General features: G+C 40.3%; 20 protein-coding genes and 1 pseudogene. 11 read left to right on the top strand and 10 right to left on the bottom strand.

Annotated elements, in window-relative coordinates; translation table 11 throughout:
* Positions 1-57: 57 nt before the first annotated feature.
* The 3 genes from HMPREF0023_RS03265 to dxs form a co-directional block, all read right to left on the bottom strand.
* A complete protein-coding gene (locus HMPREF0023_RS03265; protein ID WP_008941202.1) occupies positions 58-2,001 on the bottom strand; it encodes a DEAD/DEAH box helicase in 1,944 nt (647 codons plus the stop codon).
* A gap of 814 nt (positions 2,002-2,815) precedes the next feature.
* Entirely contained in the window at positions 2,816-3,646 is an 831-nt protein-coding gene (locus tag HMPREF0023_RS03255; protein ID WP_004641131.1) for an inositol monophosphatase family protein, read from the bottom strand.
* Between the two features lie 131 nt (positions 3,647-3,777).
* Positions 3,778-5,673 carry a 1-deoxy-D-xylulose-5-phosphate synthase gene (gene dxs / locus HMPREF0023_RS03250; protein WP_008941200.1) on the bottom strand — a complete coding sequence of 632 codons (1,896 nt, stop codon included), beginning with the start codon at positions 5,671-5,673 and terminating at the stop codon, positions 3,778-3,780.
* A gap of 306 nt (positions 5,674-5,979) precedes the next feature.
* Between dxs and ribA the strand changes: the two genes are divergently transcribed.
* The 6 genes from ribA to aroE all read left to right on the top strand — a co-directional run bounded on the left by ribA (position 5,980) and on the right by aroE (position 9,813).
* Positions 5,980-6,582 (top strand): GTP cyclohydrolase II, encoded by a 603-nt coding sequence (gene ribA, locus HMPREF0023_RS03245; RefSeq protein ID WP_026056260.1) that lies wholly within the window; start codon positions 5,980-5,982, stop codon positions 6,580-6,582.
* Positions 6,583-6,624: 42 nt separating this feature from the next.
* Complete coding sequence (locus HMPREF0023_RS03240) at positions 6,625-7,089, top strand: DUF4844 domain-containing protein (protein WP_008941198.1); 465 nt, start codon at positions 6,625-6,627, stop codon at positions 7,087-7,089.
* A gap of 137 nt (positions 7,090-7,226) precedes the next feature.
* Positions 7,227-8,168 carry an oxygen-dependent coproporphyrinogen oxidase gene (gene hemF / locus HMPREF0023_RS03235; protein WP_008941197.1) on the top strand — a complete coding sequence of 314 codons (942 nt, stop codon included), beginning with the start codon at positions 7,227-7,229 and terminating at the stop codon, positions 8,166-8,168.
* Positions 8,169-8,277: 109 nt separating this feature from the next.
* Positions 8,278-8,550 (top strand): type II toxin-antitoxin system Phd/YefM family antitoxin, encoded by a 273-nt coding sequence (locus tag HMPREF0023_RS03230; RefSeq protein WP_008941196.1) that lies wholly within the window; start codon positions 8,278-8,280, stop codon positions 8,548-8,550.
* Positions 8,544-8,975 carry a type II toxin-antitoxin system VapC family toxin gene (locus HMPREF0023_RS03225; RefSeq protein WP_008941195.1) on the top strand — a complete coding sequence of 144 codons (432 nt, stop codon included), beginning with the start codon at positions 8,544-8,546 and terminating at the stop codon, positions 8,973-8,975. The genes HMPREF0023_RS03230 and HMPREF0023_RS03225 overlap by 7 nt, the downstream gene beginning before the upstream one ends.
* A gap of 49 nt (positions 8,976-9,024) precedes the next feature.
* Positions 9,025-9,813: a shikimate dehydrogenase gene (gene aroE, locus HMPREF0023_RS03220; protein ID WP_026056259.1), complete on the top strand. Its 789-nt coding sequence runs from the start codon at positions 9,025-9,027 to the stop codon at positions 9,811-9,813.
* 48 nt (positions 9,814-9,861) lie between these two features.
* Here the strand turns inward: aroE and HMPREF0023_RS03215 are convergent, their stop codons facing one another.
* On the bottom strand, positions 9,862-12,213 hold the full coding sequence (locus tag HMPREF0023_RS03215) for a hypothetical protein (RefSeq protein ID WP_008941193.1): 2,352 nt from the start codon (positions 12,211-12,213) through the stop codon (positions 9,862-9,864).
* Between the two features lie 240 nt (positions 12,214-12,453).
* Here HMPREF0023_RS03215 and HMPREF0023_RS03210 point away from each other — a divergent pair, with 240 nt between their 5' ends.
* Positions 12,454-14,277: an acyl-CoA dehydrogenase C-terminal domain-containing protein gene (locus HMPREF0023_RS03210; RefSeq protein WP_008941192.1), complete on the top strand. Its 1,824-nt coding sequence runs from the start codon at positions 12,454-12,456 to the stop codon at positions 14,275-14,277.
* A gap of 52 nt (positions 14,278-14,329) precedes the next feature.
* On the opposite strand, the gene HMPREF0023_RS03205 is transcribed toward HMPREF0023_RS03210, so the two are convergent.
* On the bottom strand, positions 14,330-14,974 hold the full coding sequence (locus HMPREF0023_RS03205) for a hypothetical protein (protein ID WP_004641147.1): 645 nt from the start codon (positions 14,972-14,974) through the stop codon (positions 14,330-14,332).
* Between the two features lie 352 nt (positions 14,975-15,326).
* Here HMPREF0023_RS03205 and HMPREF0023_RS03200 point away from each other — a divergent pair, with 352 nt between their 5' ends.
* Complete coding sequence (locus HMPREF0023_RS03200; protein ID WP_004641148.1) at positions 15,327-15,596, top strand: PspC domain-containing protein; 270 nt, start codon at positions 15,327-15,329, stop codon at positions 15,594-15,596.
* A gap of 72 nt (positions 15,597-15,668) precedes the next feature.
* Here the strand turns inward: HMPREF0023_RS03200 and HMPREF0023_RS03195 are convergent, their stop codons facing one another.
* Entirely contained in the window at positions 15,669-16,763 is a 1,095-nt protein-coding gene (locus HMPREF0023_RS03195) for an HPP family protein (RefSeq protein ID WP_026056258.1), read from the bottom strand.
* A gap of 634 nt (positions 16,764-17,397) precedes the next feature.
* On the opposite strand from HMPREF0023_RS03195, the gene HMPREF0023_RS03190 reads away from it, so the two are divergent.
* On the top strand, positions 17,398-18,813 hold the full coding sequence (locus tag HMPREF0023_RS03190) for an SLC13 family permease (RefSeq protein WP_004641152.1): 1,416 nt from the start codon (positions 17,398-17,400) through the stop codon (positions 18,811-18,813).
* An 84-nt stretch (positions 18,814-18,897) separates the two neighbouring features.
* Here the strand turns inward: HMPREF0023_RS03190 and HMPREF0023_RS03185 are convergent, their stop codons facing one another.
* The 3 genes from HMPREF0023_RS03185 to HMPREF0023_RS03175 all read right to left on the bottom strand — a co-directional run bounded on the left by HMPREF0023_RS03185 (position 18,898) and on the right by HMPREF0023_RS03175 (position 22,381).
* Positions 18,898-20,166: a YncE family protein gene (locus HMPREF0023_RS03185; RefSeq protein WP_005088373.1), complete on the bottom strand. Its 1,269-nt coding sequence runs from the start codon at positions 20,164-20,166 to the stop codon at positions 18,898-18,900.
* Between the two features lie 155 nt (positions 20,167-20,321).
* Positions 20,322-21,116 carry a TIGR03915 family putative DNA repair protein gene (locus HMPREF0023_RS03180; protein WP_008941191.1) on the bottom strand — a complete coding sequence of 265 codons (795 nt, stop codon included), beginning with the start codon at positions 21,114-21,116 and terminating at the stop codon, positions 20,322-20,324.
* 2 nt (positions 21,117-21,118) lie between these two features.
* Entirely contained in the window at positions 21,119-22,381 is a 1,263-nt protein-coding gene (locus tag HMPREF0023_RS03175) for a putative DNA modification/repair radical SAM protein (RefSeq protein WP_005086906.1), read from the bottom strand.
* A gap of 724 nt (positions 22,382-23,105) precedes the next feature.
* Between HMPREF0023_RS03175 and glyQ the strand changes: the two genes are divergently transcribed.
* Positions 23,106-24,095 (top strand): glycine--tRNA ligase subunit alpha, encoded by a 990-nt coding sequence (gene glyQ, locus HMPREF0023_RS03165; protein ID WP_004641159.1) that lies wholly within the window; start codon positions 23,106-23,108, stop codon positions 24,093-24,095.
* Complete coding sequence (gene glyS, locus HMPREF0023_RS03160; RefSeq protein ID WP_008941189.1) at positions 24,095-26,164, top strand: glycine--tRNA ligase subunit beta; 2,070 nt, start codon at positions 24,095-24,097, stop codon at positions 26,162-26,164. Before glyQ ends, glyS begins: the two co-directional genes overlap by 1 nt.
* A gap of 35 nt (positions 26,165-26,199) precedes the next feature.
* Here the strand turns inward: glyS and HMPREF0023_RS16850 are convergent.
* Positions 26,200-26,433 (bottom strand): annotated as a pseudogene (locus HMPREF0023_RS16850) (hypothetical protein); the annotation flags it as partial.

The following is a 26,433-nucleotide window of genomic DNA, read 5'->3' as shown; positions in this document are numbered from 1 at the left end:
CACAAATAAAAAAGCCAGTTTTTCAACTGGCTTTTTCTTTTCATCGGTTTTTATCGATTAAAAATCGTTTTTGCGACGACGGTCGCCACCGAAAGTCTCTTCACGTGCACCACGTACCGGGCGATCATCGCTACCAAACTTACGTTTTGGACGGTCATCACCACCACCGAAACTACGTTTTGGACGGTCATCGCCACCACCGAAACTACGCTTTGGACGGTCACCAAAACCACCTTCACGCTGTTGCGGACGATCACCAAAATCACGTTTTGGACGATCACCGAAGCTGCCTTCACGACGTGGCTTATAATCTACACGGTTACCACGGTTGTCATCATTCGAGTCAAAACGCGGCTTATCATTGAAACCACCCTCACGGCGTGGGCGATCTGAATTAAATTCGCGACGTGGACGGTCTTCACCACCAAAACTACGCTTTGGACGGTCATCAAAACCGCCTTCACGACGTGGGCGATCTGAATTGAACTCACGACGCGGACGATCTTCAAAACCACCTTCGCGGCGTGGACGATCTGAATTGAACTCGCGACGCGGACGGTCTTCAAAACCACCTTCGCGACGTGGGCGATCTGAATTGAACTCACGACGTGGACGGTCTTCACCACCAAATGATGGACGTTCACCACGTGGTTTATCATCGAAACTACGACGTGGACGATCATCACCGCCTTCACGACGTTTGAAGTTACCTTCACCTTCGAAACGACGACCACCGCCAAAACCACCACGACCACGACCGCCGCCATCACGACCGCCGCCATCACGACCACCGCGACCACGACCACCGCCATCACGACCTGAACGTGCAGGAGGTGGAGATGGCTCTAAACCTTCAATTTCAGATACATTCAAACGTGCATCTAAATAATCTTCTAAAGCGCGAATTTTGCCGCGTTCACGGTAAGTTGCTAAAGTCACAGCTTGACCTGTACGACCCGCACGACCTGTACGACCAATACGGTGTACATAGTCTTCATTTTTCATCGGTAAACCGAAGTTAATCACGTGTGAAATCGTTGGTACGTCTAAACCACGCGCTGCAACGTCAGTCGCAACTAAGATTTTTGCACGACCTTCACGAATGCTACGTAAACGACGGTTACGAACGGTTTGTGGCATCGCGCCATGCAATGCAACAACAGAGTGACCTGCTTCAGCCAATTCTTCAGCAAGCATGTCTGTGTCTTCTTGCGTGCTCGCAAATACTACAGCTTGATCTACTGACTCATCTGATAACCAGTGAGTTAATAATTTTTTCTTGTGTTCAAAACCATCAGTCCAATGCAATGTTTGAGTTACATCAGTGTTGGTGCTGTGACCAGTTTCAATCGCAATACGTTGTGGATCATTCATCATACGTTCAGCAAGACGAATAATACGATCTGCAAAAGTTGCAGAGAACATTAATGTTTGATTACGGTTTGCAGCTAATTCGCCAATCGCTTCTAAATCTTCAGCAAAGCCAAGATCAAGCATACGGTCTGCTTCATCAACAATTAATGATTCAACTTTATCAAGTTTTAATTGACGACGATTTACAAGGTCAAGTAAACGACCTGGGGTCGCAACGACAACTTGTGCACCTTTAAGTTGTTGAATTTGTTTACCAAAAGGCATACCACCCATAATTGCAGCGATACGAACACCTTTCATGTGACGTACAAATGCAATCGCATCTTGGCTAACTTGTTGAGCCAATTCACGCGTAGGAGAAATAACTAAAATCGTTGGCTGAGTCACTGCTTTCATGCGCTCTTTAAATGGCACAAAAGTTTCCTGACCCGCTAAAGCATTTAATGTAGGAAGTAAGAATGCTGCTGTTTTACCAGAACCAGTCTGGCTTGAAACCAATAAATCTTTTCCTTCTAACGCAGCTGGAATCGCTTGTTCTTGCACAGGAGTTGGTGTAGTGAAACCTAAACCTTCTAAAGCTTGTTGTAAGGTTTCGTGCAAAGAAAATTCGGCAAAAGTTTTGCTCATAGAGAGTTTCACCCTAATGGGTGCTCCATTTTAATAAATACAAAAAATAGACATCGGCAACAAGCGGCAAAGCGACTCAAGCTGAAAATAGATAAAATTCAGCGGCAATCCGAATAACGACGATGTGGACTAACGCACGCTTGATTACTGCCTCAACCTGAAGAATCGCTAAGCGATTTGGGCGCAAGATGTGGTCCTCTCTATGGACAGCGTGCGCATAATATGAATAGAACTGAATGTTCAGGTAATGAACTGGAATTTAAGTGCGTGGGCGGATTATAGCAGAATAATTTTAAAAGTCACCTTTTTTAATAGGTTTTTCTATCTATTTCCATTATCTATTGATTTTATAACAATTCAGCTTAAATATATTTATACACTAATAAAAATTTGAAAACGTCTATGCTTTTAAAATTATTATTCATTTTATGGATCTTAGGATGCCTCAATATTGTCTATTACGGTTTCAACTTGATCCATTTCTTATAAAGAATGAACCACAGTATATCTTTACATATCCATTTACAGGTGTGCTGTTTAATTGCCTTATTTTCTCTATCTATTTTATCGCCAAAGGACTTTCTTTTTTATTGGGTTTTAATGAAAAGCATCCAATTTTAAATTATCTCATGTGCAGTTTAATTGTCATGGGACAATTTACTCTTGCTATTTTGTTTTCTATGCACGCCTCACCGTATTCGACTGCCTATCTCATCAATACAATGGTCTTGATTGCATTTCAATTACTTCTAATTCCGACACTTTTCCAAAAAAAAGAGTAGCAATTGCTACTCTTTTCTCAAAAGTCTACAAATTATTTTGCAGCTTCGCCCCAAGCTGGAACAACAGTCTGCATCAATGGTTTTAACAATTTAAGTGAACACGCCAACACTTGGCCATTATCAAATGAATCATTACCACCACGAGCATCAACCACAACGCCACCCGCTTCTTTAACAATCAATTCACCCGCAGCGATATCCCACGGTTTTAAACCTAGTTCAAAGAAACCATCAAAACGACCCGCAGCAACATATGCTAAATCTAAAGCAGCTGAGCCACCACGACGGATTTGCGCGCCAGATTTAGTCACTGCCAATAATGAAGCGAAGTGTTGCTCTGCATAAGAAACAATTTCACCATTACGTTTTGCACGGTACGGATGTCCTACTGCAAGAAAAGTGTTTTCAAGACTTTCTTTGACATTGGCACGAATACGACGTTGATTCATCACTGCACCACGACCGCGACTCGCAGAAAACAACTCATCACGTACTGGATCGTAGATCACTCCGTGTTGAGTTACACCTTTGTGTTGTACAGCAATAGAAATACAGAAATGTGGGAAACCGTTGATAAAGTTTTGCGTACCATCTAAAGGATCAATCACCCAGCACCAATCTGCATCGTGACCTTTACCTTCTTGCATACCAAACTCTTCACCATGGAAGCTGTGGTTTTTATAACTTTTACGGAGGGTATCAATTGTTAGTTCTTCCAAGTAACGATCTACACGCGTTACTGGACCATCAATGCCTTTTTCTTCAACTTGTAAATCGAGTTTATGACGATTTTGATGAGCCTTTAAAAGCTCTTGACCAACTGTTTGAGCTGCGCGCGCAGCCATAACCACCATAGGTTCCATTGAACACCCACAAATTTGAAGATTTTGACAAAGAATAATGCATAAAAGCCCGCATATTCTATCAAATATACGGGCTTTTAGGTAAAAAATGTTTACTAAAAATTATCTACGTATTTACAGATGCTTATGTGTCATAACCAAGCTTGTTCAATAGAAAGTAAAATTCCTTTGGCATCCAAACCACAGTCTGCAAGCATTTGTTGATGTGTTGCTTGATGTAAGAACTCATCTGGAAGCCCCAGATTTAAAATTGGTTTTACAATCTTCGCTTGCGCCAAGAACTCATTCACAGCACTACCGGCACCTGCCATCACTGCATGCTCTTCCACTGTCACAAAGAGTTGCGTACATGGCGCCAAATCTCGCAGTAATTGCTCATCCAATGGCTTCACAAAACGCATGTTCACCACACGCACCCCAACAGCTTGTTGATTGGCAAATTGCTCAGCTGCTTCGATTGAAGCTGCAACACGACTACCAAATGCAAGAACACTAATTTGCTGATCTGCGTTTGAATTAAACTCAGCAACAATCTCAGCCTTACCAATCTCTAAAGCTGTCATTTGTTGTTGTATTTCTACACCTAAACCGACACCACGCGGATATCTTACTGCCGTAGGTCCGTTAAAATGATAAGCGGTGTGTAGCATTTGACGGCATTCATTTTCATCTTTTGGTGCCATGATAACCATATTCGGGACAGTCCGCATAAACGCATAATCATATGCCCCAGCATGGGTTGGTCCATCTTCTCCAACGAGTCCTGCACGATCAATACCAAAGGTTACATCCAAATTTTGCAATGCAACATCGTGGATCAATTGATCATAGCCACGCTGCAAGAAAGTTGAATAAATCGCAACAACAGGTTTCAATCCTTCACATGCCATACCTGCTGCTAATGTCACTGCATGTTGTTCTGCAATTGCAACATCAAAAAAACGTTCAGGATATTGCTGGGCAAACTTAACCATACCCGACCCTTCACACATCGCAGGGGTAATAGCCAATAAGCGCTGATCTTGAGCTGCTTCATCACATAACCATTGTCCAAACACATCAGAATATTTTGGTGGTGCTTTCTTAACGGTTGTAGAGGTTACTGGTGCAATTTTAGTAATTGCATGATAAGTAATTGGATCAGCTTCAGCTGGCGCAAAACCTTTACCTTTTTTAGTATAAACGTGAACTAAACGTGGTCCTTTGCGTTTTTTCAATGCCTGAAAAACTTGCGTCAGTTGTTCAACATCATGACCATCGAATGGGCCAAAATAGTCAAAGCCAATCGCTTTAAATAAATTATCAGCAGCATCTGTTGCAGATTGATGCAAACGTGAATTATAAGTCCATTTTGGGTGGGGTTGAACATAGGCTTCGCCATGTTCATTGACATTAACAAGATGTCCTGTTTCCCAGATTGCAGCCAAATGTTTGGCAAAACCACCTGTACTACACGAAATAGACATGTCATTGTCATTTAACACAACAATTAAATCAGCATCATGAGCTACTGCATCATTCATGGCTTCAAATGCCATACCTGCAGTCATTGCACCATCACCAACGATCGCCACTACATCACATGGATCTTTTTGATAGCGACGCGCAAGCGCCATGCCCAAACCAGCTGAAATTGCAGTAGATGAGTGTCCTACACCAAAAGTATCAAACTCAGACTCGTCACGGGCTGGAAATGCAGCTAAACCGTTTTTTGTACGAATCGTCGTGATTTGCTCACGGCGACCTGTGAGTACTTTATGTGGATATGCTTGATGCCCTACATCCCAGACCAAACGATCTTGTGGCGTATTAAAGCAATAATGCAAAGCAACAGTAAGCTCAATCACGCCTAGATTTGCGCCAAAGTGACCACCGCTTTGCCCTGCTGCATACAAAATATATTGACGTAACTCATCCGCCACTTGTACGAGTTGGCTTTGCTCGAGCTGACGTAATTGTTGCGGATGATCAATTCCATCTAACAATGGCGTAACAGGGCGTTGAGTTGGAATTTCGGTATACAACATAGTGTGGCAAAGCCTTTTTAAGCCTGGCAAATCCGAAGCTGGGTTAAATGAGGGCAATCATACAATTAAATACGATCTACCTTCAATCAGCCGCATGTGCGAATGATGCAGCGCTGAACATTCTTTTACCAATCATTGGTGACTGGCTCGGTGATTATCCTGAATTATGTCACTGTTAATCAACCATTATTGTGTGGTTTGTATGAAAAAGAAAAACTCAATATAAAAAATCAGAAATTCCAATTCACTCAATCTTCACACATTAAGCTATACTTTCACTGTTTTAATCATAATAGTGAGCTCTCTGTGCCAATTGAATTTATTGCTACATCAAAGCTACCAACTGCTTTTGGTGACTTCAATATTTCCGTGTTCCAAGACCCAGAAACAGGTGAAGAGCATGTGGCGCTTTCTAAAGGCTTAGAAACTGCTCCCAATCAACCCGTACTGGTACGTATTCACTCTGAGTGTTTAACTGGTGACGCTTTTGCTTCATTAAAGTGTGATTGTGGACCTCAACTGCAAGCCACTCAACGCCTAATTAATGAGGCTGGACAAGGTGTAATTTTATATTTACGTCAAGAGGGTCGCGGGATTGGTTTGACCAATAAGATCCGTGCCTATGCCTTGCAAGATCAAGGTCATGATACCGTTGATGCAAACTTATTGTTAAATCTACCTGCTGATGCGCGTCGTTATGATATGTGCAGCATTATGCTCGATCATCTGCAAGTGAAAGAAGTAAAATTGCTGACGAACAATCCACTCAAACTAAAAGCACTCACTGATCTTGGAATTAATGTGGTCGAGCGCGTTCCGCTCACTGTAGGTCGTAATCCGTTCAATGAACATTATTTAAAGACCAAACGTGAGCGTATGGATCATCTTTATAAAAAAGATGACTTCTAAGTTTAAAGTCATACCGCTCATTCAATAAGAGTATCCATAAAAGTGAAATTATTAAGCATTTTCTTAGTAACAGGTCTCCTGTTACTAAGTGGTTGTACTAAAGCGCATGAGCATAACGATAACTCATCAAATAGAGTGATCGAGCAGCTACACCAATTTCAGAAACAAGATCATTTTGCTAGTGATGGTTATCTATATTTAGGCGTAGAAGATAAGAAACTAAAAGAATTATTAAACCAAAAAGTAGCCCAAACTGCTGAATCTTATATTCATCTCTATCAACATTCTAAACACCCCAGCAAAGAACAACGGCTTAAGGTTCTCTCTGAGGGCATCCATCAAATTAATCCTGATACTTTAGATACAGAAGATAGAGAACAAGTTGCTACGACTTTTGAACATTTTTTGGATATAACAGGTTTAGAGAGTTCAGAAGGTATTCTAAATACTTGGATGTATGGTGAAGAAATCAACAAATTGATCGAACAAAATAATCTTTCTCCCTAAACATAACCAGCAAGCACTAAACACTTAGTTGATAGCGAATTGATCTAAAAAGTAAATATTAAAACCAAATCCCTTACTTTTTTTATGGATTTATGTTTTGATGTAACTAATTCCTAGATCACCTTAAGAGGATCATCATGCAGCATCCAACTTCAGCTGATATTCAACGTGTTCGCGAGTTTTTACTCGATCTACAAGCACGTATTTGTGCAGGACTAGAGCAACAGGAACGTGCAGGCGACGGTACCGCTGAGTTTATCATTGATGATTGGCAGCGAACCGAAGGTGGCGGTGGTCGCTCACGGGTTTTGCAAAATGGTGAAGTCATTGAAAAAGGTGGGGTCATGTTCTCCCACATCAATATCAGTAAACTCCCCGCTTCGGCCACTGAACGCCACCCACAAATCGCTGGTGCAAAAGCACAAGCGTTGGGTGTATCACTTGTGATTCATCCTAAAAATCCGAATATTCCGACCTCACATGCCAATGTGCGTTTATTTGTCGCAGAGCCAGAAGGTCAAGATCCCGTGTGGTGGTTTGGGGGTGGTTTCGACTTAACCCCATTTTATCCAGATGATGAGGATGTTAAGAACTGGCATCAAACTGCCTATGACCTATGTCAACCTTTTGGCGAAAATGTCTATGCTGAACATAAACAATGGTGTGATGATTATTTCTATTTAAAGCATCGTGATGAACAGCGTGGCGTTGGTGGTTTATTCTTTGATGATTTGAATCAGTGGGATTTCGAAACTTGTTTCAAATATATACAGGACGTAGGGAATGGTTATTTAGAAGCAATCTTACCGATTTTTGAAAAGCATCGTGAACAGCCATATACCGAAGCACAGCGTGAGTTTCAGCTGTATCGTCGTGGTCGTTATGTTGAATATAATTTAGTTTATGACCGTGGCACTTTATTCGGCCTACAAACAGGTGGAAGGATTGAATCCATTCTCGTGAGTTTGCCGAATCTGGCGGGCTGGTCTTATCGTCCAGAGTGGGAAGCTGACTCCCCGGAAAAACGTCTTACCGATTATTATTTAAAGCCGAGAGATTGGTTAAATCTGCAAAAATAACAAGTAGCAATCCCTAATCGTATATTAGGGATTTTTTTGAATATTAAAAAATAGACACTACTCCCCAATAAAATGTACAATAAAATGTACAATAAGAAGAGGGTTTAAAATGTCACATATCTCATTTACACATGCCCGAGCCAATCTGGCTAAATTAATTCAGCAAAGCCAACAAGGCCAAAGAACCTTTATTGCCCAACACGGTCGCACTTCTGCAGTTCTTCTTTCTTATTCTGAATATCAAAAATTACAAAGTGAGCCAGAAAACTTTATGCAGGCTTGGGAAAACTGGCACCAACAAGCACTTCAAGAATTAAATACCGAAAATACTGAATTTAATCCTGAGCGAGACTCAAGCCAAGGACGTGAATTTTCATGGTAAGTCAGATCAGCTATTTACTTGATACTAATATTATTTCTGAATTAGCCAAATCTCAACCGGACTCAGCCGTGTTACAACAGTTTTATCATGCTCAACATGAAATTGCGATTTCGAGCATTGTCTGGCATGAATTACGGTTTGGCTGGCTCAAAATGCCTGATGGACAACGCAAGCGACTCATTACCAAATTTTTACATGATGTGGTGAGTTTAATTCCTATTCTGGATTATGATGCACAAGCCGCTAAAATTCATGCAGAAATTAGAATACAAACTCAAAAAAATGGAAATAATATTCCTTTTGTTGATGGACAGATTGCAGCCATCGCAATGGCTAAAGGCTTGACACTGGTCACTCGAAATACGAAAGACTTTCAAGCCATAGAGGGGTTACGACAGATCAATTGGTTTGCCGATTCCTTATGACCAAGAAACATTAGCACTTGATCCTCTTCCTGATATTGGTGAATCACTCATGACCAAACAATTTGCTGTAATTGGAAATCCAATCGAACAATCTCGCTCACCAGAATTGCATCATGCTTTTGCAGCAAAAACAGGTGTTGATTTAAATTATAAAAAAATCCTTGCTCCACTAGATGGTTTCGAATCCGCAGTCAAAGCGTTCTTTAATCAAAATGGTATAGGTATGAATGTCACTGTGCCATTTAAAGAGCAAGCTTTTGCGCTATGCGATCAATTGACTGAACGCGCCAAGATTGCCAAAGCCGTAAATACTTTATGGATGCAAGATGGCAAACTATATGGCGACAATACGGATGGACAAGGCCTGGTTGCAGCGATTCAATCCTTAGGTTGGAATCTTGAGAATAGCCGCATTCTCATTTTAGGTGCAGGTGGCGCAACACGTGGCGTAATTTATCCACTGGTTCAAGCTGGCGCAAAACACATCGTGATCGCCAACCGTACTTTAGCCCGTGCAGAACAATTGGTTGAGGATTTAAAAGATGCTGTACCAAATGCAGTACTTCAGGCTATCAGCCTAGAACAGCTCACTGGCGAATTTGATATCGTAATTAACGCAACATCGGCAAGCTTAACAGGCGATGCGTTACAACTCCCCGAAAGCCTTGTGTTCCACCATGCTTATGAAATGGCCTATGGCAAACCGTCAAGTTTTCTAGATCAAGCCCAAGCCCGCCAAGTTCCAGCGACAGATGGTTTTGGTATGCTGGTTGGGCAAGCAATAGAAGCTTTTTATATTTGGAATAAGGTTAAGCCTGAATTAAAAGATTTTTTGTAAATCCAATAAAAGAACCTGCATGATGCAGGTTCTTTTTAGGTCTGAGTATTATTTAACCATTAACATCTTTTGATAAACATCTTTAAAGATTTCATAATCAATAAACTCTTCATGTTCAACCTTTAAATTTTGAATCGTCTTCAAGGTCAATTTGTTATGACGTGCGGCGACATAAACTTGCCCTAGAATATTTGCCGTCTGCTCTAGTAAGACTTTTTCCTCACTTGAAGCACCATTCTCACGTTCAAATTGAACTTGGTACTGCTTAGCAAATAGCTGCTGTGGCTGTTTATACTGTCCTTGCAATTTTTTCCATGCTTGGCGATCTTGATCGCTATGCATTGCATCGCTCACGATACGATTCACAGACTCACCCAAACGGTAATCGAATTGTTCATCATCTTCTAAATGATGTTTTTTCTGTAAGGCTTCGATTGTTTTGAGTGCTGTGCCTTTGGGATTATAGACGTCTTCACTAGAATACCAATACGCATAAACACTTGCTATTTCTTGCAACTCTTGAGTGGAGTAGCGTTGGACCATCTGTGGTGAGCTTTCAGTTAATTTAGCAATAAATACGGCTTTATACGTTTGCTCATAAGAGCGTGTTGCATCATACCGTTGTGCTGCAATCACTTTGAGTTGATCATCTAAAGAAAGGGTATAAGGTTCGGCTGCACGCTCGACAATTCCCGACTGCCCCATTTTTTCAGAGAAACGCCCTATCGCTTGCTCAAACATCGATCCTTTACTTACTTCTGACCATGACTTTGCACGTTTTAATTGTGCTCGATCAATCGGCGTGCCTTTCCCATAATTTAAAACTTGCATATCCGCTTTAATGTTCACACGCGATCGCAATTCTGGGGAAGTGTAATTTAAATCATAGTCATAGTTAATCGCACGCCCTTTTTCATCCAAACTAATATCCATGATCAATGGATTGCGTTTATTAGTCGCTGGCAAGGCTTGATTGATTTCAGTCTGATGCTTCATCCAAAGTGCTTTGAACGCATGATCGTCAATAAACTGAGCTTGGTTATAGACAGAGAATAACTCTTCTAATGCACTTAATTTCGCGATATAAGAAATTAAACTTGAGGTACTAGACTGTGTTGGATTGAACACATCAATACCATACATACTTTGGCAAAATTGTGCATTGCCATAGGTAATTTTAGGATTTGATGATAAAGAGTCACATTGCTCACGACTTAAACCACTTTCATCAGCAGCATCCATATCCGATTCGGAACCATAGCCGCTTTCTGCGGCATGATCCTCACCATCACTTTCCCATGCAGCTGCTTGGCTTGATTCCGCCGCGGCCATGGCTTCTAAAGCGGCAACAGTTGCGTCATCAGAAGCAGAACCATAGACATCATCTTCAACACCAAAATGTTGATTCACCAATCGATAGAGCTGCTGGCTCACCACACTGGCATCATTCGATGAAGTTTTGGCATTTTTAGAAGATACTGTTTTAGTCTTAGTTTGAGCATCAACTTCATCTGCAATTAGTTTTTCTAAGCTTTGTTCATTGATATTTAAAATGCTTTGCATTAAATATTTTTCATTAACCTTGCCATATAGCGTCGATTGTAAGATCGCTTCTTCAATAGTGGTTTTTAAGCGAATTTTTTCAACGACGCCTGCTGCACGCTCTTTAGATGACACAGGTAAGGTATGTATATTTTGCGGATCAGCTAAACGATAAAACACGCCACTTGAAGCTTTTAGATACTCAACAAACTTCTTGTAATCAACTTGTTTGATCAAACCTTGATATTTAGAAAAATCGAAATAGGCTAAATTATTCTGATTTTCTTTATTCACCAAATACGGCATTAAGCCAAAGTAATTGACATAAAACTTATGGTCGTTTAAATCCAGCACCATAGGCAATTTGGCTTGTACCAATAGCGTCGGTTTCTCATAACGCGCTGTCAGATTAAATGATCCCATTTTTTGACGATAATGCACTGAACCATCGTATTCAAATTGCATATCATTCAAAATCGTTGCCATTCCTTGGATCACTTTATCCACTTTGGCTTGACCATACGAACGATTATCTTGTGCCAATACATCATATAACGCTTGTTTTTGTTGCTGATTCAACTTGACTTTTTGCTCACGCAAATATTGATCAACTTTTTGCTTCACCCCAGTATCTAGCGTTGCTTTGGTTTTTGAATTGGTTGATTGATCACCATCTTGCTCAACCTGGATATTAAACTTTCCTCGATAATCATAACTTGGATATTCATACATCGCATTGATGCTATTAATCGCTTTTTGATCCAACCCCACCTGAGCATTATTGGTTTTAATGACATGCTGAGAACAAGCTGACAGACTCAGTCCCAACAAACATAAAGTTAAATATTTTAAACGCATAGTTTTACCAATCACCCTTATATCATTATATTTTCAATAAAAAACCGACCTATTCTCATTGTAAACTTACGTTTAAAAATCAAATAAAAAAAGGACTCACTCACGAATTAAAGCCTTACAAAATTCGCTTTTCTGACATTTTTTTCTACTGGGCTTATCAATGTATTTTGATTACCATTGTGAATAATCTAAATTATCGAAACAGATAATCCAAAATGATTCAAATACAGGATTAAGATTATGCCAGCATATAAAGCCCCGCTCCGTGATGTTCGTTTCTTAATGAACGAAATGTTAGATTATCCAGCACATTACCAAACTTTGACAAGTGGTCAAAACGCGGATGCTGAAACTGTAGATATGATTTTGGAAGGTGCAGCAGATTATTGCGAAAATGTACTTTCTCCACTAAACCAATCTGGTGATGAAGAAGGTTGCACATTCAACAACGGTGAAGTGACTACGCCTAAAGGCTTTAAAGAAGCGTATGACCAGTTTGTAATGGGTGGATGGCAAGGTCTTTCTTATCCTGAAGAGTTTGGTGGTCAAGGCTTACCAATGTCTCTAAACCTCATCAAGTCTGAAATGATGGGTACTGCTAACTGGTCATTCACCATGTACCCTGGTTTAAGTACAGGTTGTATGAACACCATCATGCAGTTCGGTACGGATGAGCAAAAAAATACGTATATGCCTAAACTCGTTGAAGGCACTTGGTCTGGCACAATGTGCTTAACTGAGCCTCAATGTGGTACTGACTTAGGTCAAGTAAAAACTAAAGCAGAACCTGCTGCTGACGGTACTTATAAAATCTCTGGTACAAAAATCTTCATCTCTGCAGGTGAACACGATTTAACAGAGAACATCATCCATATCGTACTTGCTCGTCTTCCAGATGCACCTGCTGGTACTCGTGGTATCTCTTTATTCATCGTACCTAAGTTCATCCCGACTGCCGATGGTGGCGTAGGCGAGCGCAACACGGTTTCTTGTGGTTCGATCGAGCACAAGATGGGGATTAAAGCCTCAGCAACAGCAGTATTGAACTTTGATAACGCAACTGGTTACTTAATCGGTGAAATCAACAAAGGTTTACATGCAATGTTTACCTTTATGAACACTGCACGTATTGGTACAGCTGTTCAAGGTATCGCACACGCTGAACTTTCTTTCCAAGGTGCTTTACCTTATGCGAAAGACCGCATGTCTATGCGTGCACTTTCTGGTAAGAAAGAGCCAGAGCGCGTTGCTGATGCAATCATTCACCACGCAGACGTTCGTCGCATGCTTTTAACTCAAAAAGCTGTAGCTGAAGGCGGTCGTGCCATGATTTATCATGCTGCAAAACTTGCTGATAAAATGACGGATGCTCTTGTAAACGGCGACCAAGCAGCTTACGAAGCATACGATGACAAATTAGGTTTCTATACACCGATTCTTAAAGGTTTCTTGACTGAACTCGGTTTAGAAGCAGCGAATCACGGTATGCAAGTTTACGGCGGTCATGGTTACATCCGTGAATGGGGTATGGAACAAATCGCACGTGATGCGCGTATCTCTACACTGTACGAAGGCACAACGGGTATTCAAGCACTTGACTTAATTGGTCGTAAAGTTCTTTTAAGCTCAAAAGGTAAAGTTGTTCGTGACTATACTGCTGAAATCTTAAAATTCTGTGCTACACATGCTCGCAACAAGTATCTACGCCGCTTCGCTTGGGACTTAACTAAGCTTTGTGCACAATGGAACACATTGACTGTTCGCATCATGCTTGCTGCACGTAAAGACCGTGACATCGTATCTTCTGCTTCTGTAGATTTCTTGATGTTCTCTGGTTATGTCATGATGGCTTACTTCTGGGCTCAACAAGCTGTAATCGCTTTTGAAAAATTAGAAGCTGGTAACGGTATTGAAACACCTGAGTTCTATAAAGCAAAAATCAAAGTTGCAGATTTCTACTTTGATCGTTTGTTGCCACGTGCTCAAGGTCATGCAGAGTCGATGGTTACTCCGTCTCGCACCTTGACTTCTCTAGCACCAGAACATTTCAGCTTCGATTATTAATTCAATCTAAACTGATAAATAAAAAGAGCGCTTTAAAGCGCTCTTTTTTACTTTAACCGACTCGTTTAAAAACATACGCTTTTTTCGGGAATGGGTACTCTTTAAAGAATGCTTGATTCTCTCCGTTATTTGCATGCCATAACTTATCTAAATCTAAGACCAGATCTCTATCTTGATTGATCTGATAATACAGACTGATATTGGCAGCATCACAACGCACCATAATTTCATTCTGTGCTTCATGCGCATACCATTGCACTTGATTACACATTTGCTCTATTTTCGTCACATTGCGTGAAGGATCTACCCCTAAACGGCCAAAACTGGTATTGGTCCAATACACAGAACCATCTTCAAGCAGATTGAGAATATACTCCGCCTCATTTTCATGATTGACACAACCCGCAAAAGGATCAGTACATGGGATACGAGCATGGTAACGTCCCACATACGCCAAACTCGCTTCTGAGGGCTGAGTCAAATTACGCACTGGAGTTCCTGAATAAGGCAATGATGCTTGCCCTGCAACTTTCGTTAGGGACATTCCTTCAGCGACCACTGACTGCTCATCTGCCTCATGGCTTGGTTGTGTCTGGGCTTGCTGGGTTGACTCTGGGTGCTGACGATCACAAGCACTTAAACCCAAAACCAAAAGGATTCCTACGCTAAAATGCGGGAAGGACAACCGGAACTGCATATCCACAAATCTCTAACATCAACAACATGGCTATCGCACATTACACTTAGATCTTTGATAAACGATAAGTGTATTAATTACATCAGAGTACTGGCTTATTGAATGTTCATTCAACCAATACTGCGGCAAAGCGATAGGACTGTAGCACAAGGGACAAAGCGACCTGCTTTAAGTCGGTGCATTTTAGGCGATACTGTTGGTTTTTCCAGCAAGAAATTACACATCGTAACTAATTTATCTCTTATTTAAACTTTAAATCACCTGAATAGCCCCTATCTCATAATTATCAGTAATTCACAAAGCTATTGTTTATTTTTTACTGAGGTTTCATTTAGTTAAGGAGAAGAAATCGATGACCAATTCTGGTTTATATCGCTCAAACCAAAAAAGCATGATCGCAGGTGTAATGGGCGGTATTGCTGAACGATTTGGTTGGAATGCAAATTTACTACGCCTGATCTTTGTTGTGATCTCGATTATGAGTGCAGCGTTTCCTGGGATTTTGGTTTACCTCATTTTATGGTTGGTTATTCCTAAAAAGCAGGATACCCAAACTGCACAGGTACAAGGTTATCAACAACCTGTAAAAACGATTTATGAAGAGAAAAATATAAACCGCTAATCTTCCCCTTACCTTTTGGTCGCTACGGTTGAGTTCACCCCTAATACAACCGTAGCTTTTTTTAGTCAAAATTTATTGGCTTAACTGCTGTTGCAAAGCAGCAATCATATCTGCACGGCTGATCATCCCGATCAAGCACTGTTCTTCAACCACAGGAATATAATTAAATGATTTCTCTACAAAGTAAGGGAGTAAATCCTGAATCGGTTGTCGTGGATCCACCGTAACTACTCGACGATGCATAATTTGTTTGACGTAATGCTGCCAAGAGTTTCGCGGATCTGTGGCATTTTTAAACCACTCGACTACTTCATATAAAGCAAGTGTCCCGACTAAGTGATTCTGATTATTTACAACTGGCAAACTCATCAAATTCACTGCCTTAAATTTATCTAAGGCTTGATGAATATCATCATCTTCATGCAACTTAATCACATCTTTACTCATAATATCCTGACAGACAAAATCAAGATGCAATCGCCCTTGTGCACGTTCTTGTGCATCCAAAATAATTTTTTCTAAGTCATATTGACTAATATCGAGCAACTCCGTGTGTTGCTCTAGCGCATATTCAATATCTTTTGGTTGAATAGAAACCTTTTGAGTTGGCGTTGGATCCTTAGAACGTGCATTGACATGTGCGGTCATTGGATAATGACGCCCAATCACACGATTAAACAAAACGGCAAAGAGCAATAATATAACCGTGTTGAGCAATACAGGATAAAGAATGAAATAAAAACCTAAACGATGAACAGCCTCCCCTCCCAATACCGCTGTAATTGCCACAGCACCACTCGGCGGATGCAAAGAATCAGTCGTCATCATCACAAATATTGCCAGTCCCACAGCAACACTGAAAGCAGTGGTTAAATCAGGCAGTAACTCAACACATGCCACCCCAATAAAGGCTGCCAGCGTATTGCCGATAATGACATTCCAAGGTTGTGCCAAAGGGCTACTTGGTAAAGCAAATAATAAAACAGATGAGGCTCCCATAGGCGCAATATACCAAGCATTCATACCGTCTAAAACATGCCAGCTTAACAAAGAGGAAATTGCCAAACCGCATAAGGCGCCAATTGCTGAAAGGAGACGCTCTCTTATCGGTAGAACTTTGTAGTTTGGTTTAAGCAAATTTAGCCAGTCTGATCGGGTCGAGCTCACAATGCACCTTGCTGGAAGCATATCATTATCATCAATCGCACAATTATATGTTGAATTATGAGAAAGATGCATTTAGGTTACACCTTAAAAACATAGGCTCCCCCCTCCGTAAGCGTTTAATATTGCAGCACTTAAGTAAAGATTAGACTAAAGTCTAATCCAGAACAAAACATGATTTATTATTAAAAAACAATAAATTAAAATTAAACATCGTTTTATAAGTGAAATAAATATCTCTCATTTTTTTATCAAAAAACTAAATATCCATTTGTGTTTAAATACAATAAAATTCAAACGTTCAAAAACTGGACAGCATAATCTTTGAAATTCATCTTTCAAAGACAGGACGATGCTTAAAAACATAAGGGATTGATTAAAAAGGTTTAATTTTAAATTTTATCTGCATAATGGGCTTATTCCACCCATAAATGATCATTTTTTTCTAATCCAATCCCTGTGTTAGCAACAAAAATTTAATCTCAACATCTATGAGATGAGTTGGGTAAATCACACAACTCTTTGAAAGATTTTACATGGATGATCGAAGTTAGTATTTACGATATATTTGCGAGCAATACAGTTATTCTGCCAAATGTAGCTTTGTGGCAAATAACAACACAAATAAGGATATTGTATGAATGTTCCTCACTTAGAAACACCAACCAATGCAATGCCGAAAGGTGTACTACGCGGTTGGGTGATTATTGCGATTGCAGCCCTGCTGTCATTCGGTTTATATGAAATTCTCCCTTTTGAGCAAAATGCCAACAAAGGTTTAAGTTTATTATTCTTTATTGGTGTTTTATGGCTCACCGAAGCAATCCACATCACCATTACAGCACTGCTGGTTCCTGTACTCGCTGTACTCATCGGAATGCCAAGTGTGGGTAGTAATGATGAAGTCAGTCCAATCACGACAACTAAAGCACTAAGTACTTTCGCCGATCCGATTATTTTCATATTTTTTGGCGGTTTTGCTTTAGCAACAGCCTTACATGTGCAAAAGCTTGATCGAAAAATCGCGATGTGGGTGATTGCCTTATCACGAGGGCATTTAGGTTTAGCGGTCTTGGCGATCTGTATTGTGACTGCATTTTTATCAATGTGGATTTCTAACACCGCAACCGCAGCGATGATGCTCCCACTTGCATTGGGTTTATTAACGCATTTGGATGTTGCCAAAGAACGTAAAACTTTCGTCTTTATTCTACTAGGTATTGCGTATTCAGCCAATATTGGCGGTTTAGGGACGTTGGTTGGCTCACCACCAAACGCCATTGCAGCAAAAGCTTTAGGTTACGATTTCGCAGACTGGATGAAAATCGGTTTACCGCTGATGTTATTAATTTTCCCAGCCATGCTCGTCAGTTTGTATTTCATTTTGCGCCCTAAATTAAATCACAGAGTTGAATTTAAAGCTGAATCGATTCCTTGGAACCGCGACCGTCTACTGACCATGATTTTATTTATTGTCACTGCAATCGGCTGGATTTTTGGCAAAAGTGTAAGTGAGAAATTCGGAATCAGCCAACCAGATACATGGGTCGCTCTGAGCGCTGCGTGTATGGTGGTGATATTAGGTATTGCCACATGGAAAGATATTTCAGATAACACCGATTGGGGTGTACTCATGTTATTCGGTGGTGGTCTAACGTTAAGTGCGGTTTTAAAAGATTCAGGTTCTTCGTTAGTCCTTGGTCAAACGCTGGCAAATGCTTTCGGCGATGCATCTCCGTTCGTTGTCATCGTTGTTGTTGCCGCCTTTATTATTTTCTTAACCGAGTTGACCAGTAATACTGCATCAGCAGCTTTACTAGTTCCTGTGTTTGCTGCAATCGCTGCACAGATGGGGTTACCAAAAGAAATTCTTGTGATTGTGATTGGTATCGGTGCGTCATGTGCCTTTATGCTTCCTGTTGCAACGCCACCAAATGCTATTGTATTTGGTACTGGACATATTCAACAAAGTGAAATGATGAAAGTCGGCTTTATGTTGAATATATTATGCGTGGCGGTTGTATCGATCTTTATCTATCTTTTCTTCCTCTAATTTTGAGGCATAAAGATCTATCGATTTGAAAAAGTCCAAATAAAAAAACGGCCCGCAATGCGGGCTGTTTTTTTAACAAATGAATTAATTCGTTTTTGCAACACCCAACCAAGTAAAGGTGTTTGGCACATCATTTAATTGAATGGTTTGTTTGATTTTCAAGTTTTTCAAATCAAGTTCAATAATGGTTTTTGCTTCAGTGTTATTGATAAAAATGGTATCCGAAGCAGCATTGACCACTAAACGACTTTTAGAAAGCTCAGTACCAACAACATTGTTAATCGCCTGAATTTGACCTAATCGTTGCCAAGTTTGCGTATCAATCACATGCACAGTTCCCATACTATCTAAAATCGCGAGATAACGCCCAGTTGCATCAAAGCTTTGCTGTAAGCGTCGAACAGCCGTTGTCCCATCCAACTCTTTTGCATCTGCTGACCAATTTAAACTGGTTGCATTTAATTTTTCAGGATCAACAATAAATAAAGCATGTGTACCTGATGCAAAAGCGGCAAACTGATTGATTTTTTCATGCCCTGCAATGGTAGAAATTCGTTGGTCAATAAAAACCTTTTTATCTACAAATTTATCTTTGTTTTGTTCGACGACCAAAACACCATCTTCACAGCCAAATGCAGCATATTTAGCAATCGAGGCTGCCCCGTGTAAACGATTACATGGATTGGTTAAAGTCTGCTCTTCATGGAAATGATCACCATGAATATGATAGCTTTTGACTATGCTTAATGTGCTCGCATCTGTCGGCATATAAGTACTTAACACATACTCGCCACGTGGTTCAGCAACACCATGATGTCCTTTCGGTAGTTTTTGAGTCGCAATACTTTTTTGTGCAATCATACTATCTGTAAACACTTCAAACTTAGACACCTCCGAAGCACTACCATCATAGAACAATGCTGCCGTACCATTGAAACTACGATAATGGGCAGGTGTCGTACCACTCAATTGGAACGTTAAGATATTAGGTGTATTGATTTTGAGTTGGTTGCTTTGCGTAAAGACACCACCATCAGCAAATTGCACCACCCCATTATTACGGCTCAACATCACTGCATAACGTAATTGAGGGCTGCTATACATCGCTGAAGGCATGTAATTTAATGCTTTGGTATCAATCACTTTCTGATCTTTAAGATCATAGACCGATAACGAAGGACGCTCTGTATCCGCATTGGCAATCGCTAGACGACCTTCATGACTTTGAGCTGGCTGTTCAGGCTTTTGTGTATTTGATGATGAGCTAGATGAGTTACTGCTCCCCCCACATGCTGACAACAACACACTGCTGAATAAAACACTTAGTAGATAAGTTTGTTTTAACCTATTCATGCTTATTTTTCCTGTTGGACTGATTTGTATTAATTTTGAAACGTTATAACATAACATTTACTTAAAATTAATGCTTCCTTTTATTTTTTTCAGTCTTCACAAAGCCTATTCCTTAAAATCAAACTCTAAGGAGCTGTATTATTTAATAAAATCCTTTAGATAATTTTTTCGTTGAGATAACGCCAATAACGTTTTGGTAAATACTGCACATGCAATTTCACATTCTGACGCTCTTTAATATTGATACTATTAAAATAATCTTTCCAAAGCTGATCATATAATTCTTCGTGTTCATCTAATTCTAATTGGAAATTTTGACTGGCACCATTTTCGATATTACGGTCAATCTGATGGGCTTCTAAAGAGACTTCATGGATCTCGTGTAAGTCATAATACAATCCATATTTGCGTTGTTCGTCATAAATCAACCAACGTTGATCTTGATAACGACGTTTAAAATGCGGTTGAATCAAAGGCAATACATTAAAATCAGGACGTACCAAACTTAAAAACAATCCATCTGTGGTTTTCTTAAAACGCACAAAAGCTTCCATGCGATGCTTTTCACGTCCCACCTTTTTGGTCCATTGTGAAATCGCCAAAACACTGGGATGCGAATAATTCTTCTCAACTGAATGTTGATGCCGAAAGACATAGATACTGTAATTAAATAAATGCTGATAGGCATCCAAGGATTCTGATAAATAGGCAAAATAAAATTGTCTCAAAGATGAATACGACAATTTCTGCTGTAAGGCTGACCAAACACGTGCTGCATGTTGCTCATGATTTGGAATTTCAACCACCGTCGCGAATAAGCCATGCTGTGCACCTTGGTTTAAACAGAGTTGCACGTGGAATTCTTTAAATTGGAACGCACGAAATACGCAGTTGAGCAAACCGACCATTGAACCATCAAAGTAATAATAAACCACAGCATCACTGAGCATATTTAGAATCCTAAACTCAGCTGTGGTGACAGTTGTTTCACGTATTTAGATGAACCCTGCGTTAATATTTGCTGACGAATATCAGTCGTAGAAAGTTCTTTTTGAAACCGTGGACTATCTTCACAACGAATAAAAAACTTAGCACGTGAATACGCCACACCGAGTTGTTTCAACAAATCAATATGCACCTTTCCAAAACGTCGTGCTTGTACGATTTTCTTGGCTGATTTCACTCCGATGCCGGGTACACGAAGGATCATGCGATAGTCAGCACGATTTAAATCCACTGGAAACTGCTCAGGATGACGCAACGCCCAACTCAGTTTTGGGTCTACATCTAAATCAAGATGTGGGTGTTTTTCATTGACGATTTCATTGACTTCAAAACCATAAAAACGCATCAACCAATCACTTTGATAAAGACGATTTTCACGTAACAAAGGTGGTGCTGAACCGACAGCAGGAAGATAATTATTTTCTGTGTTGATTGGAATATAACCTGAGAAATACACCCGTTTCAGTTTAAATTCCTTGTAATGTCGATCTGCCATTACAAGTACGTCTTGATCAGTTTCCTGATGTGCGCCCACCACCATTTGTGTGGTCTGCCCTGCGGGTACATATTTCGGCACATGCTTGATAATTTGACGTTCATCTTTGAGTTGGATCAGTCGATCTCGAACTAGACCTAAATCTTTTTGTACTTCTTGATGTGATTTTTCAGGGGCAAATGCTTTTAATCCGATCTCAGTGGGCATTTCTAAATTGATGCTCATACGATCCGCATAAAGCCCTGCTTCATGAATCAGTTCAGGCGATGCTCCGGGAATGGTTTTAAGATGAATATAACCATTAAAATTTTCTTCTAGACGTAGTTTTTTCACCACTTGAAGCATCCGCTCCATCGTATGGTCTGCGGATTTAAAAATACCTGAGCTAAGGAATAATCCCTCTATATAATTACGACGATAAAAATTAATGGTCAGATCAACCACTTCTTGTACGGTAAATGCTGCGCGTTTGACATCATTAGAACGGCGTGACACACAATAAGCACAGTCGAAAATACAGACATTACTGAACAGGATTTTAAGTAATGAAACACAACGACCATCTTCAGTATAGCTATGGCAAATCCCTGACCGACTGGCATCACCTAGGCCCTTGTCTTTATTTTTACGGTCACTGCCACTGGATGAACAGGACACGTCATATTTGGCAGCGTCCGCAAGAATTTGCAATTTTTCACGAATGCGATCAGACATTTCAAACGACCTGATGAGAACAGAGAATATCGTTTAAAAATTAGCATTTTCATATTGTGAAATTAAGAGCAAGGGAGATGCAATGCGTCATGAGGTGACGTATAGTTGATTAGTTAAATATTAGCGACAACCAATTTTCCTAACCCTTTCATTTAGATAAAACAATGATCCTGAGTTTTTATAAATTACTTACCCAACGGCTTGATGTCAGTAAAGATCAAATTTGGCGTTGTTTGATTCAAACTCCGTTCTATGCTGGTATTCCAATATTTTTTATATTGTCCATTTTTTTCGCACCTAACGATTACTTTTCTATAGAAATATTGAACGTATTCTACGAAATGTTCCTTGCCATCCTTTGTATTGTATTGATCTACTTCATCTTAGTTTTCCTTCCAACCTATTTAGTTCAAGTTTTATTGAAAAAATATAACGTCCTCAATTTCTTTTCGATTATTGCGTATGCAGTCTTATTTACCGCTATTGTCCCTAACCTAATTATGATTTTAAATACTGCTCAGATTAATATTATCCCATTCGGTTTTTTTCTTATTTTCTGTTTCTTCTCACTCACATTTGCCCTGACCAACTGGATTTTATTACTTAGAATAACAAATAAATCTAAAACCTGTTCAAAGCTTAAATTCACTAACTAGCCTTTGCCACTCACCATCAAAATCCTTATACTTAACCACAATTTTTGTTTGATTCCAGTGGATGCACCATGAGTCGTGCTATATCGCATATTGATACATTTCAGGGCTTAATTCTTGCCCTACAAAACTATTGGGCGGAGCAAGGCTGCGTCGTATTACAACCATATGATATGGAAATGGGTGCAGGGACATTCCACACTGCAACTTTCTTACGTGCATTAGGTCCAGAAACTTGGAACGCGGCATATGTTCAACCTTCACGTCGTCCAAAAGATGGTCGTTATGGTGAGAACCCAAACCGCTTACAACACTATTATCAGTTCCAAGTGGTACTTAAGCCGAATCCAGATAATATCCAACAGCTTTATCTTGATTCGTTAAAAGCGATCGGCATCGATACCCTGACTCACGATATTCGCTTCGTAGAAGACAACTGGGAATCTCCAACTCTTGGTGCTTGGGGCTTAGGTTGGGAAGTTTGGCTCAATGGTATGGAAGTGACTCAGTTCACTTACTTCCAGCAAGTCGGTGGTGTTGAATGCTACCCTGTTACTGGTGAAATCACATACGGTTTAGAACGTCTTGCGATGTACCTTCAAGGTGTAGACTCAGTTTACGATCTTGTTTGGACCAAAGGTCAGTTCGGCACAGTGACTTATGGTGATGTATTCCATCAAAATGAAGTGGAACAATCGACCTATAACTTCGAATATGCGCCAGTCGATAAATTATTTGAATTATTCGATTTCTATGAAGCTGAAGCAGCTCGTTTAATGGAAGCTGAACTTCCACTTCCTGCTTATGAGCAAGTGATTAAAGCATCGCATAGCTTTAACTTATTAGATGCGCGTGGTGCGATTTCTGTAACTGAGCGTCAACGTTATATTTTACGTGTTCGTACCTTAGCACGTTCAATTGCGCAAAGTTATGTGGCTGCACGTGCGAAACTCGGTTTCCCAATGGCAGAACCTCATTTACGTGATGAAGTATTAGCGCAGTTAAAAGCACAAGTTGAAGCAGAAGCAGCCCAAGCTGAAAAAGCGAAGGAGAATAAATAATGACAAAGCATACTGTTTTATTCGAACTTGGCTGTGAAGAACTTCCACCAAAAAGCTTAAAAACTTTACGTGATGCTTTAAAAGCTGAAACGGAAAAAGGCTTAAAAGATGCAGGCTTAAATTTTGCTGCAATCGAAGCTTATGCCGCACCACGTCGTTTGGCATTAAAAATTGTTGATATTGATGCTGCTCAAGCAGACACACAAAAACGTTTTGACGGCCCTGCTGTTCAAGCCGCTTATGATGCAGAGGGCAAACCAACTAAAGCACTTGAAGGCTTTATGCGTGGTCAAGGCATTACGGTTGATCAGCTTTCGACGTTCCAAGCAGGTAAAGTTGAAAAAGTTTGCTTTTTGAAAGATGTGAAAGGTCAAAGCCTTGATGCTTTACTGCCACAAATTTTACAAACTGCGCTAGACAACTTACCTATCGCAAAACGTATGCGTTCTGCTGCAAGTCGTACTGAATTCGTGCGTCCAGTAAAATGGGTGGTATTGCTGAAAGATGATCAAGTAGTTGAAGCAAGCATTCAAGATCATAAAGCAGGTAACGTGACTTATGGTCACCGTTTCCATGCGCCTGAAGCAGTGACTTTAGCGCATGCAAATGACTACCTTGCTGCTTTAGAAAAAGCTTATGTCGTTGCGAATTTTGAAAAGCGTCAAGCAACCATTCAAGATCAAGTGAAAAAGTTAGCTGATGAAGTTAATGCAACTGCGATTGTCCCAGCAGATTTGCTCGATGAAGTGACTAGCTTGGTTGAATGGCCAGTTGCTTTACGTGCGACTTTTGAAGAGCGCTATTTAGCGGTTCCTCAAGAAGCTTTGATTACCACGATGCAGGACAACCAAAAGTATTTCTGTTTGATCAATGCTGAAGGTAAATTACAGCCTTACTTCATTACCATTTCAAATATTGAGTCGAAAGATCCGATTCAAATTATTGAAGGGAATGAGAAAGTTGTACGCCCTCGTTTGTCCGATGCAGAATTCTTCTTCTTACAAGATCAAAAGCAACCGCTTGCATCTCGTAAAGAAAAACTCGCGAATATGGTATTCCAAGCGCAATTGGGTACGCTTTGGAACAAATCAGAACGTATTGCGAAATTAGCCGTTGCCTTGTCACCGATTACAGGTGCAAATGCAGCCGATGCTGAAAAAGCAGCGTTACTGGCTAAATGTGATTTGACCTCTGAACTTGTGGGTGAATTCCCTGAACTTCAAGGGATTGCAGGCACGTATTATGCTCGCCTTGAAGGTGAGAATCATGAAGTTGCTGAAGCTTTAGGTGAACAATACTTACCTAAGTTTGCGGGTGACGTATTACCACAAACCAAGACGGGTACAACCATTGCGCTTGCAGATCGTTTAGATACGCTGGTTGGTATTTTTGGTATTGGTCAAGCGCCAACAGGTTCTAAAGATCCATTTGCATTACGTCGTTCTGCAATCGGTATCTTACGTTTGATCATTGAAAATATTCTTGATGTGACGATTGAAGAATTGGTGAACTTTGCGCTTCAAGGTTATGGTGATGTAGTTAAAGATCATGACAAGACACGTGCGGATGCCGTTGCGTTCCTTGAAGGTCGTTACCGTGCTAAATATGAAGATCAAGGCGTTGCGGTTGATGTGATTCAAGCCGTTCAAGCACTTGCGCCAAAATCTCCTCTTGATTTTGATAAGCGTGTGACTGCGGTAAATCATTTCCGTACTTTGCCAGAAGCTGCTGCATTGGCTGCGGCTAATAAGCGTGTTGCGAATATTCTTGCCAAAGAAGCAACGCCTGAAGGTGCTGTGGTTGAAGCGAATCTAGTTGAAGCTGCTGAAAAAGCGCTTTATGCAGAGTTATCAGCTTTAACACCAGTGGTTCAGCCTTTACTTGCTGCGCGTAACTACACAGAAGCGTTATCTAAGCTTGCTGCGCTTCGTGCGCCAATTGATGCTTTCTTTGAAGGTGTAATGGTGATGGCAGACGATGCTGAATTAAAAGCTAACCGTTTACGTTTATTGGCTCAGTTACGTGGCTTGTTTACTGCTGTAGCCGATGTGAGTGTGTTACAGGGTTAAAGTTAGAGCTAGGACGTTCCATAGATATGAATGTTCTAGCTTTTTTCTAAATAAAAACAATTAGTATCGGGACGCAAAATATCCCAAAAGGCATGAAAGTCAACCCTTGCTTTTAAACCTAATTTAAAAGTCGAAGAATTACTATAGTTAACATCTATATGATTTAAGGGATGTATATGCCCATTGCAATTTTCCTGATCATAGTCAAATCTCAAGTAACCATCTTCTTGAAAAAACATATGATTCAAGAGTTTTTTATACTTATATTC

Source organism: Acinetobacter sp. ATCC 27244, assembly GCF_000156555.1.
GTDB classification, from domain to species: Bacteria; Pseudomonadota; Gammaproteobacteria; order Pseudomonadales; family Moraxellaceae; genus Acinetobacter; species Acinetobacter haemolyticus.
Note: the sequence above shows the minus strand (reverse complement) of the source record. Positions and strands in the feature narration are given on the sequence as shown.